Origin of the sequence: Nocardia sp. NPDC057227 (genome assembly GCF_042669725.1) — a bacterium.
GTDB lineage: Bacteria > Actinomycetota > Actinomycetes > Mycobacteriales > Mycobacteriaceae > Nocardia > Nocardia asteroides_A.
Genome location: NZ_JBHUXA010000014.1, coordinates 67,479 through 75,810 on the forward strand (window position 1 = coordinate 67,479; position 8,332 = coordinate 75,810).

Below are 8,332 nucleotides of genomic sequence, written 5' to 3' on the forward strand. Positions count from 1 at the left end.
CGCGGCCATGACCACAGATCGCGATACAACAGCCGGATGGTCGGAAGTGCCGCTCGGCCGCAGCATCGCCGTCGGCGGCGCTCAACTCGGTTTCGATGAATGCCCCGACTCCGGTCACGAGGTCGATACTCACAACCGTTTCTCCGGCATCAGGATGCCGGTACGTCGTGCGCGCCTTCACCACCCGCACGGGCTCGACCATGCCAAGCAGCACCAGTCTGACCGACACCGGCGAGCCCGACATTTCGGTGATCACGGCATCGGCGGCACGCGCAGTGGTATCGGCCGACGGCTTGCAGGTGACCCCCGCGAATCCGTCCCGTCGGCGAACCCGTAAGCGTCCACCGTCCCCATGAAATCGACGTCGGGACGGCGTCCGGCAGTCCACGTTTCCGCTCGACCTCGAACATCCTCCCCAGTGGAGAGCGTGTTATGCGGGCGGCGTGGGGTCCGAGAAGATCGCGGGCAGCGGCATGCCCCTGGTGCCGTCGACCAGCACCTCGGAACTGAAAACGCCCTCCGGTGGTGAACCGGCGACGTAAGTGGCGCGCTGGACCGTACCGCCCCTGGTGAACACCAGGATTCGAGCCTGCGGCGTGAACACCGGTTCCATCTCGACCGGCGAGCCCACGTACTCCTCCACCCGGGCGCGAGTGTGCGCGGTGAGGATGTAAACCCGGTCCCAGTCGCCGCCGGTCAAATCGCGCAGCAGGGCGGTACCGCGAGATTTCGTGAGGTCGACCAGCTTCGCCGCCAGCTCGGGATCGGCGGTCAGCCGAGAGCCGGACGGTTCCGGGTCGCGTAGCTCGAGGTATTTCGGATATCCCGGGGCGGTCAGCGTCACCTCCGAGGTGTAGACCCCCGATGTCAGCGGAACGTCCACCCACCCTGCCCGCTGCACGTCCTCACCTTTCAGGAACACCAGGACGGTCGCCCCCTGCCGGTCGAAGTCGTCCGGCATCGGGACCGATGCCCCGACCTCGCGCTCCACTTGGTCGCGCCCGAGCGAGTCCTGCTGATAGACGTGAACCCGATCCCACCCGTCCCCGGAGAGCGCGCGCAGTGACGTACTTCCGCCGCCGTGCCAGAGTTCGCTCAGCCGCGTCGACAGTTCTCGATCCTGCTCGAACTCGTTCTGCGTGGAACAGCCGAGGACAACCGCGAACACACTGACCGCGAGTACGAGCAGAAGCACCCATCTGGCACGAGTTGTCACCAGTACGTTCCGTTCTTCGGTTCCCCGGGCTCGACCTGCGGATCGCGCCCGCCCTGCGCGGGCGGCTCGTTGTCGGTCTGCCCGGTGTATCCGAGTGGTACCTGGTTGCTGTACATCAGGTGATTGTCCGGCCCCGGCCCGACCACCACTGTCCGACCGTCGAGTACCGCCTGTTTGACGAGATCGTAGAGTTCGGGATTCGAAGCCGTGGGATTCTCCGTGGCGATCCGGCGACCAACCTCGTTGTTGAAGAGATCCATCGCCTCGGCGGTGGCGTGAGTTCGCGCCGGGTCATCGGTGCGCTCGTGGGCCGTGGCGAAGGCTTCGGTCCACTCCGCCCCGAATTCCTTCGTCAGCATGGCATTCCAGTACGCGTGCCGGAATGCGTCCGCGTGTCCGTCCCCGACACCGCCGTCGCGCATCTCACCCGCGAAGACCTCCTTGCCGCCGTCGGAGGCCAGCTGCTCGATGGCTGTGGCCGCCACGACGCCGTGCAGGTTCAGTTTCGACAGCATTTCCGCTTCGCCCGCGGTGATCTCTTTCGGATCGATTCCCATCGAACTCAGCATCTGCCCGACCGCGCTGTCCGGGTCCGTGGGGTACATGACGGTTCCATTCGAATCCGGCGTCACGTTGTACCGCGCCAGCAACTGTTCGTGCAGCGAGGCCGGGCCTGCTCCCGCGCCGCGCTTCTTCAGTTCGGTGATCTCGATCGGATCGGTCCGAAAGGTACCGGCCGAACTCGGCGCGAAGGCGCGCAACTCCGTGACCACCGCCTCGATCTGCGGTGCCCACTTCTCCATGGCGCTGCCGATCTGGCCGGCTTGGGCTTGCAAACTCGCAGTGTCGGCCGCGGCGCGCGCTTCGTCGCCGTTCGACGGCGCGCGCACCGTCCAGTCCTGCTCGACGGTGAATCCGTCCGCCATCAGCTGCAGCGCGGTCGCCGTCAAGAAGTTCGACGCGTAGGACATGTCGTTGTAGGCACCCGTGGACAGCTCCCCGAGCCGCCCGTACGCGTCCGCCAGCTTGCGCACGTCGTCGTATTCGTGGTCGGCCCGCGATGTGGCGGCTTCCCGAGCGGCACCGGACCAATCGAGGTCGTGAATCTGGCGGCGGAGCGTCTCGGCGGAGTCGCTGAGCCCTTTCTCGACGCTCTCGGCGCGGCTCGCCAATCCCCGCAACACCGAGACGTCCAGGGAATGTCCGCCCCCACCGATATTGATGAAGTCGTCCAGCTTCGGCGACCACACGGCTACTTGTCCTCGCTCAGCTCGCCCATCCCGGCCATGTACAACGCGAGTTCGATGTCGCTGTCGTGGAAGTTTTTTGCCGTCTTGTACAGCAGCTGCGCGATCCAGTGATATCGGTTTTGCACGACATCCCGCACCTGCGTATCGGCTCCGTCCGCGTCACCGAGCGCCACCGCTATCGGCGACCCGCGCAACGATCCGATGCAATCGCTCGCGGACAGTTTCGGAACGCGCGTGGGGTCCTTGACGTCGTCCCCGAGAAACGCGATTGCTCGACCACAGTCGGTCAAAGTCACAGGATCGATCTTCAGCGACATCCGGCCCCCCGTTCGCACTGCACCCCGAGCGCGATCGCCATCGTAACAGTCGGGGTGAGCCGATGAATCCGGCGAACCAGCATCGTCTTACCTCCGACCAGCTCGAAAGCGCAGGAGGTATGGGATGACCAGGGTTCTGATCGTAGGGGCGAGTATCGCGGGACCCGCGCTGGCGCATTGGCTGCACCGGTGGGGCGCCGAGGTCACCGTGGTAGAGCGGGCTCCGGAGCTCCGCCCCGGCGGGCAGGCCGTGGACGCGCGCGGGGTAACGAAGGAGGTCATCCGACGGATGGGGTTGGACGCGGCGGTGCGCGCGGCTCGCACCGAGACCGCCGGCGCGCACACGGTGGCCGCGGACGGGACCGTGCTGGAGACCTTCAGCGCGGAGGACGACGGCGGCGACGGGTACATCTCCGAAATCGAGATCCTGCGCGGTGACCTCTCCCGCGTGCTCTACGACGACACCAGCGCCGACGTCGAGTATCGGTTCGGAGATCGGATCACCGAACTCACCCAGGACGCCGACGGCGTCGACGTGGTCTTCGAGAGCGGCGAGCGGCGGCGTTTCGAACTGGTCGTCGGCGCGGATGGCCTGCACTCGTCGCTGCGCGCCCTGGTCTTCGGCCCGCACGAGCGATTCGTCCACCACCTCGGGCACATGCTCGCCTTCTACAGCGTGCCCAACGAGTTCGGGCTGGACCGCTGGCTGCTCGACCACCAGGAGCCGGGGCGCTCGGCCGGGCTGCGGCCCATCCGGGATGCCGAGCAGGCCATGGCGATCTTCGCTTTCGCCGCGCCCGGTGTCGAGGTCGATCACCGCGATATCGAGGCGCAGAAGCAGCTGCTGCGGGAACGGATGTCCGGGTTCGGGTGGGAGACGCAGCGGATTCTCGCGCATCTGGACGACGCGCCGGACTTCTACCTGGACCAGGTCGCGCAGGTGAAGATGGAGCGCTGGGCGAGCGGGCGGGTCGGGCTGCTCGGGGATGCGGCGTTCAGCTCGTCACCGCTGTCCGGGCAGGGCACCGGACTCGCTCTTGTCGGGGCCTACCTGCTGGCCGGCGAGCTGGCCGCGGCCGATTGGGACTTGAAGGCCGGGTTCGCGGCCTACGAGGCGCGGATGCGCCCGTTCGTCGAGGCCAACCAGGAGATGGGCCGGTTGCACGCGCGCAGCAAGGACATCCCGCCCCCGCCGGAGCCGGAGTGGGACTTCGAGCTGATCGACCGCGCGATCAACGGCATCGAACTGCCCGACTACGCCCCGGCCAACGCGCGGTAGGGCGGTCGGGCGCGGTCGAATTCAGCGGGAAAATCGCAGCTCGGAAACCTGCAGTTCGATAGCCAGCGGGGCAGGTTCGAACTCGACGCCGTCGTCCATGCTGAGCCTGGATATAAGGTCCTGACCGTCGGCGCAGAGCCGACGGTACTCGGCATCGTCGCCGCGGTCGGTGATCACGCCGGCGCTACTCGCTGCAACACTCGCAGCGAACCGGTGTGCCCGACCTCGCGGAACTCTCCGCTCTCCAGCGCCCGGCAGTAGATCTCGTAGGGCGGGCGCCCACCGTCGGCCGGGTCGGGGAAGACGTCGTGGATCGCCAGCACTCCGCCATCGGCGACCCACGGCGCCCACCCCTCGTAGTCGCGGTGCGCCGCCTCGCTGGAGTGCCCGCCGTCGATGAAGAGGAAGGCGATGGGGGTGCGCCAGGTGGCGGCGACGGTGGGCGAATCGCCGACGATCGCGAGCACGCGGTCGGTGAGCCCGGCCTTGACCACGGCTCGGCGGAAGGTCGGCAGGGTGTCGAAACGGCCGGTCTCGGGGTCGACCAGCGAGGTGTCGTGGTATTCCCAGCCGGGCTGGTGCTCTTCCGAACCCTGGTGGTGATCGATGGTGTAGAGCACCGCGTCGATTTCTCGCGCGGCGGCACCGAGCAGAATTGCGGATTTTCCGCAATAGGTTCCGATCTCCACCATCACGGCACCCGCGGCGAATTGTTTCGCGGCGTCGAAGAGCGCGCGCCCCTCGTGTTCCGGAAGAAAGCCGGGAACCTTCTCCGCGAAAGCGAACAACTCCTCGGTCGTTGCTACTCCCAGGGTGTTGACCGGTGCCATTGTGACCTGTCTCTCCACTCGTTGACCTGCGGTGACGCCACTCGGGCGAGTTGATCCCACCCAGTGTTCAGAGTATCATCCAGACACATGTCCGATGGCGATTCCAAAATCCTCGAAGCGACCCGCAGGCGCCTCACCGGGAAGCAAGCCGAAACGGTCGAGAAGCTCACGACATCGGCCATGACGGTGCTCGCGCGCGAGGGTTTCGCCGGGATGACCATCCGTATGGTAGCGGCAGGCGCGGGGGTCGGGACGGCGACCGCCTACACCTATTTCTCCTCCAAGGAGCACCTGGTCGCGGAGATATTCTGGCGCCGCCTGCGCAGTTCGCCCTCGCCGGTGAGCGACGACGCCGACCACGAGGTGCGGGTGCTGGCCGAACTTCGCAATATCGCCTTGCTGGTCGCGGACGAGCCGGAATTCTCCGGCGCGGTCACCAGCGCGCTACTCGGGCGCGATCCGGACGTGCAGCATCTGCGGCTCCGCATCGGCGTCGAGATCCGGAATCGGCTCACCGGCGCGCTCGCCCCGAACGCGGACACCGGGATCGTGGAATCGCTGGAGCTGCTCTATGCCGGTGCCCTGGTGCGCGCCGGGATGGGGTACGAATCGTATTCCGAGATCGCCGAGCGCATCGAGCGCTCCGCCAAGCTCATCCTGCGCTGAGAAGGACGTCCATGGACAAGCCCCGCCTGCTCGACTCCGCCCTGGTCGGGACGATCATGAAGTACGGATCGCGGGCCAATACCTGGATCTACCGCCGCACCAACGGCAAGGTCGGCGGCAGCTGGCGGGTCGGGGCAGGCTTCCGCAAGCCGGTGCCGACGCTGCTGCTCGAGCACACCGGGCGGCGCTCCGGGAAGACCTTCACCGCGCCGCTGCTCTACATCACCGACGGCGCCGACATCGTCGTGGTCGGTTCGCAGGGCGGCAAGGCGGACCATCCGCAGTGGTACCTGAACCTGCTCGCGCACCCGCAGGCGCACGTGCAGATCGGCGGCGAGCACAGGGCCGTCGTCGCGCGCGCGGCCGACGATGCCGAGCGGGAGCGGCTGTGGCCACGGCTGGTCGAGGCGTACGCGGATTTCGATACGTATCAGTCGTGGACGCAGCGGCGGATTCCGGTCATGCTGCTCAGCCCGGCCTGATTTCGCTCGAGCCGAGCCGAGGGGTTTGCCGGAGGTGCGGGCACGCGGCACGGTGGAGTGATGCTGCCCGTGCTGGATCTCGCCGCCGACCCGGCTACGCTCCGCCCCGCGCTGCGCGAGGCCGCGCACTCGGCGGGGTTCTTCTACCTGGTCGGGCACGGGGTGCCGGACGCCGAGATCAGCGGGATCCTCGCGCTCGCGCGCGAGTTCTTCGCGCTGCCCGCTGCGGCGAAGGCCGAGATCAGCCAGTTGGAGAGCCCGCAGTTCCGCGGGTACTCGCGGCTCGGCGGTGAACTCACCAACGGTGCGGTGGATTGGCGGGAGCAGGTCGATATCGGCCCCGAGCGGCCGGTGATCCCCGGCGCCGAGGGGTACCTGCGGTTGCAGGGGCCGAACCTGTGGCCGTCCGCGCTGCCCGCCTTCCGGCCCGCGTTCGAGCGGTGGGATGCGCTGCTCTCCGCGGTCGGGTTGCGGTTGCTGCGGCACTGGTCGGTGTCGCTCGGCGCTGCCGAATCGCACTTCGACGCCGCCTTCGCCCGCGATCCGGCCACGTTGATCAAGGTGGTTCGCTACCCGGGGAGCGCGGAGAACCCGCAGGGCGTGGGTGCGCACAAGGACTCCGGGGTCCTTACCCTGCTGCTCGTGGAGCCCGGCTCGCGCGGGCTGCAGGTCGAGGGTGTGGACGGGCGCTGGATCGACGCCGAACCGCTGCCCGGCGCCTTCATCGTCAATATCGGTGAGCTGCTCGAAGTAGCCACCGGCGGGTTTCTGCGCGCCACCCGCCACCGGGTGCTCGCGCCCGCCCCCGGAACCGACCGCATCTCCATCCCGTACTTCCTGAACCCCGCCCTCGACGCGCGGATTCCGGTGATCACCCTGCCGCCGGCGCTCGCCGCGCGCTCCCGCGGAGTCGAGGCCGATCCGGAGAATCCGATCTTCGACACGTACGGGGCGAACGCTTGGAAGTCGCGGACTCGTGCGCATCCGGACGTGGCGCTCCGGCACCATGGAATCGGGTCGAGCCAGGCCCGGACGCGTACGTGAGGCTTCACCGGCATAGTATCGCCGGTGATACTATCGATAGTGGCTAAGGCCGAGAAGGTTCTCGTACGCATGCGGGAGTCACCCACCAACATCAGCTATTCGGAGCTCTACCTCGTGTGCTGCGCGTACTTCGGGGCGCCGCGGCGGAAGGGAACCAGCCACGCCGTGTTCCGGATGCCGTGGCCGGGCGATCCGCGCGTCAATATCCAACGGGGCCCGGTTGGTGGCGCCAAGGTCTACCAGGTGAAACAAGCTGTCGCGGCGATAGACCGACTGCTGCGGCTGGGATCGGAAGACGGTGACTGACATGGCTGACCTGCCCGACCACACCCACTACGCCTACCGCGTGCTGTGGTCTGCCGAAGACGCCGAGTTCGTGGGTCTGTGCGCGGAGCTGCCCTCGCTCTCCTGGCTCGCCGCCACTCAGGAGGAGGCACTCGCCGGGATCCGCGACGTGGTGCTGGACACCGTAGCCGACCTCGCCGAGAACGGTGAACCGGTTCCCCAGCCGCTGGCGGAGCGGAAATACAGCGGGAAGTTCATGGTTCGCGTCTCGGCGGAGCTGCACGCGCGTCTGGTGCGCGAGGCGACCGAGATGAACGTGTCGCTCAATCAGCTGGCCGGGCAGCGGTTGGCAGCGAGCTGACCGGCGCCCCGTGGCCCGAGGCGAGTGAGGGTGGCGGGAACGGGTAGGTGCTGGTGGTGCAGACTTTCCTGCCCTATCCCGACTTCACGGCCACCGCTCGCGTGTTGGATGTGAAGCGGCTGGGGAAGCAGCGGGTGGAGGGGATTCAGGTGGTGCGGGCGCTGACGGTGCCTGGGTACGGGTGGCGGCATCATCCGGCGGCGGCCATGTGGGCGGGGTACGAAGAGGCGCTGGTCCGGTACGGGCTGGATGTCTGCGCAGCGTGGGTGGAGCTGGGGCACGCGGACAGTTGTGCGGCGACGATGGTGAAGGATCTCGCCGAGGGCACGGGGATCGTCGGGCCGCGTACGCAGGCGGAGCTGGAACGCGCGGGTGAGTTGCCGCCGTGGCTCGGCGACGAGGCGTTTCATCGGAGCCATCAGGCGGCGCTGGTGCACAAGGATCCGGAGTTCTACCGGGTGCACTTCCCGGAGGTGCCGGACGACCTGCCGTACGTATGGCCGGGGTCGGACCGCCCGCGCCGGGTGGCGGTGAGTACGCCCGCCACCCGAGCGAAGCCGTGATCGCCCTGCGGCCCCGCGCAAGACGGGGCCGCAGGGCGA

The 8,332-nt window shown here is 67.9% G+C and carries 13 protein-coding genes; 8 read left to right on the forward strand and 5 right to left on the reverse strand.

The features are described 5' to 3' along the window. The first annotated feature begins 7 nt into the window (after positions 1 to 7). Entirely contained in the window at positions 8 to 337 is a 330-nt protein-coding gene (locus ACFUJ1_RS20410) for a hypothetical protein (protein WP_378647732.1), read from the forward strand. Between the two features lie 93 nt (positions 338 to 430). On the opposite strand, the gene ACFUJ1_RS20415 is transcribed toward ACFUJ1_RS20410, so the two are convergent. The 3 genes from ACFUJ1_RS20415 to ACFUJ1_RS20425 all read right to left on the reverse strand — a co-directional run bounded on the left by ACFUJ1_RS20415 (position 431) and on the right by ACFUJ1_RS20425 (position 2,783). Continuing rightward, positions 431 to 991 (reverse strand): hypothetical protein, encoded by a 561-nt coding sequence (locus ACFUJ1_RS20415; protein WP_378647734.1) that lies wholly within the window; start codon positions 989 to 991, stop codon positions 431 to 433. Between the two features lie 221 nt (positions 992 to 1,212). After that, a complete protein-coding gene (locus tag ACFUJ1_RS20420) occupies positions 1,213 to 2,466 on the reverse strand; it encodes a DUF6973 domain-containing protein (protein WP_378647736.1) in 1,254 nt (417 codons plus the stop codon). Between the two features lie 2 nt (positions 2,467 to 2,468). Beyond that, positions 2,469 to 2,783, reverse strand: coding sequence for a hypothetical protein (locus ACFUJ1_RS20425; RefSeq protein ID WP_378647738.1), 315 nt, complete (start codon positions 2,781 to 2,783; stop codon positions 2,469 to 2,471). 124 nt (positions 2,784 to 2,907) lie between these two features. Between ACFUJ1_RS20425 and ACFUJ1_RS20430 the strand changes: the two genes are divergently transcribed. After that, on the forward strand, positions 2,908 to 4,062 hold the full coding sequence (locus ACFUJ1_RS20430) for an FAD-dependent monooxygenase (protein WP_378647740.1): 1,155 nt from the start codon (positions 2,908 to 2,910) through the stop codon (positions 4,060 to 4,062). Positions 4,063 to 4,083: 21 nt separating this feature from the next. On the opposite strand, the gene ACFUJ1_RS20435 is transcribed toward ACFUJ1_RS20430, so the two are convergent. Together ACFUJ1_RS20435 and ACFUJ1_RS20440 are read right to left on the reverse strand one after the other, a co-directional pair. Continuing rightward, entirely contained in the window at positions 4,084 to 4,239 is a 156-nt protein-coding gene (locus tag ACFUJ1_RS20435; protein ID WP_378647742.1) for a hypothetical protein, read from the reverse strand. Further along, positions 4,236 to 4,892 carry a class I SAM-dependent methyltransferase gene (locus ACFUJ1_RS20440; protein ID WP_378647744.1) on the reverse strand — a complete coding sequence of 219 codons (657 nt, stop codon included), beginning with the start codon at positions 4,890 to 4,892 and terminating at the stop codon, positions 4,236 to 4,238. The genes ACFUJ1_RS20435 and ACFUJ1_RS20440 overlap by 4 nt, the downstream gene beginning before the upstream one ends. A gap of 87 nt (positions 4,893 to 4,979) precedes the next feature. On the opposite strand from ACFUJ1_RS20440, the gene ACFUJ1_RS20445 reads away from it, so the two are divergent. Genes ACFUJ1_RS20445 through ACFUJ1_RS20470 form a run of 6 tightly spaced genes read left to right on the forward strand, consistent with a single transcriptional unit; the run spans position 4,980 to position 8,293 of the window. Then, the gene (locus ACFUJ1_RS20445; protein ID WP_378647746.1) at positions 4,980 to 5,558 is read left to right on the forward strand and encodes a TetR/AcrR family transcriptional regulator; all 579 of its coding nucleotides are present in this window, start codon (positions 4,980 to 4,982) and stop codon (positions 5,556 to 5,558) included. 11 nt (positions 5,559 to 5,569) lie between these two features. Next, positions 5,570 to 6,040, forward strand: coding sequence for a nitroreductase family deazaflavin-dependent oxidoreductase (locus tag ACFUJ1_RS20450; protein WP_378647748.1), 471 nt, complete (start codon positions 5,570 to 5,572; stop codon positions 6,038 to 6,040). Between the two features lie 60 nt (positions 6,041 to 6,100). Continuing rightward, positions 6,101 to 7,084, forward strand: a complete 984-nt coding sequence (locus ACFUJ1_RS20455) for an isopenicillin N synthase family dioxygenase (RefSeq protein ID WP_378647750.1) — start codon at positions 6,101 to 6,103, stop codon at positions 7,082 to 7,084. A 39-nt stretch (positions 7,085 to 7,123) separates the two neighbouring features. Next, entirely contained in the window at positions 7,124 to 7,390 is a 267-nt protein-coding gene (locus ACFUJ1_RS20460; protein ID WP_378647752.1) for a toxin HicA, read from the forward strand. 1 nt (position 7,391) lies between these two features. After that, positions 7,392 to 7,730: a type II toxin-antitoxin system HicB family antitoxin gene (locus ACFUJ1_RS20465; protein WP_378647754.1), complete on the forward strand. Its 339-nt coding sequence runs from the start codon at positions 7,392 to 7,394 to the stop codon at positions 7,728 to 7,730. Positions 7,731 to 7,786: 56 nt separating this feature from the next. Next, on the forward strand, positions 7,787 to 8,293 hold the full coding sequence (locus ACFUJ1_RS20470) for an MSMEG_6728 family protein (RefSeq protein WP_378647840.1): 507 nt from the start codon (positions 7,787 to 7,789) through the stop codon (positions 8,291 to 8,293). Positions 8,294 to 8,332 lie beyond the last annotated feature (39 nt).

Excerpts from the sequence above, each read along its gene's own strand:
- ACFUJ1_RS20450 (WP_378647748.1), top strand. The coding sequence starts at position 5,570 with ATGGACAAGCCCCGCCTGCTCGACTCCGCCCTGGTCGGGACGATCATG.
- ACFUJ1_RS20410 (WP_378647732.1), top strand. The coding sequence starts at position 8 with ATGACCACAGATCGCGATACAACAGCCGGATGGTCGGAAGTGCCGCTC.
- ACFUJ1_RS20425 (WP_378647738.1), bottom strand. The coding sequence starts at position 2,783 with ATGTCGCTGAAGATCGATCCTGTGACTTTGACCGACTGTGGTCGAGCA.
- ACFUJ1_RS20430 (WP_378647740.1), top strand. The coding sequence starts at position 2,908 with ATGACCAGGGTTCTGATCGTAGGGGCGAGTATCGCGGGACCCGCGCTG.
- ACFUJ1_RS20465 (WP_378647754.1), top strand. The coding sequence starts at position 7,392 with ATGGCTGACCTGCCCGACCACACCCACTACGCCTACCGCGTGCTGTGG.
- ACFUJ1_RS20455 (WP_378647750.1), top strand. The coding sequence starts at position 6,101 with ATGCTGCCCGTGCTGGATCTCGCCGCCGACCCGGCTACGCTCCGCCCC.
- ACFUJ1_RS20440 (WP_378647744.1), bottom strand. The coding sequence starts at position 4,892 with ATGGCACCGGTCAACACCCTGGGAGTAGCAACGACCGAGGAGTTGTTC.
- ACFUJ1_RS20445 (WP_378647746.1), top strand. The coding sequence starts at position 4,980 with ATGTCCGATGGCGATTCCAAAATCCTCGAAGCGACCCGCAGGCGCCTC.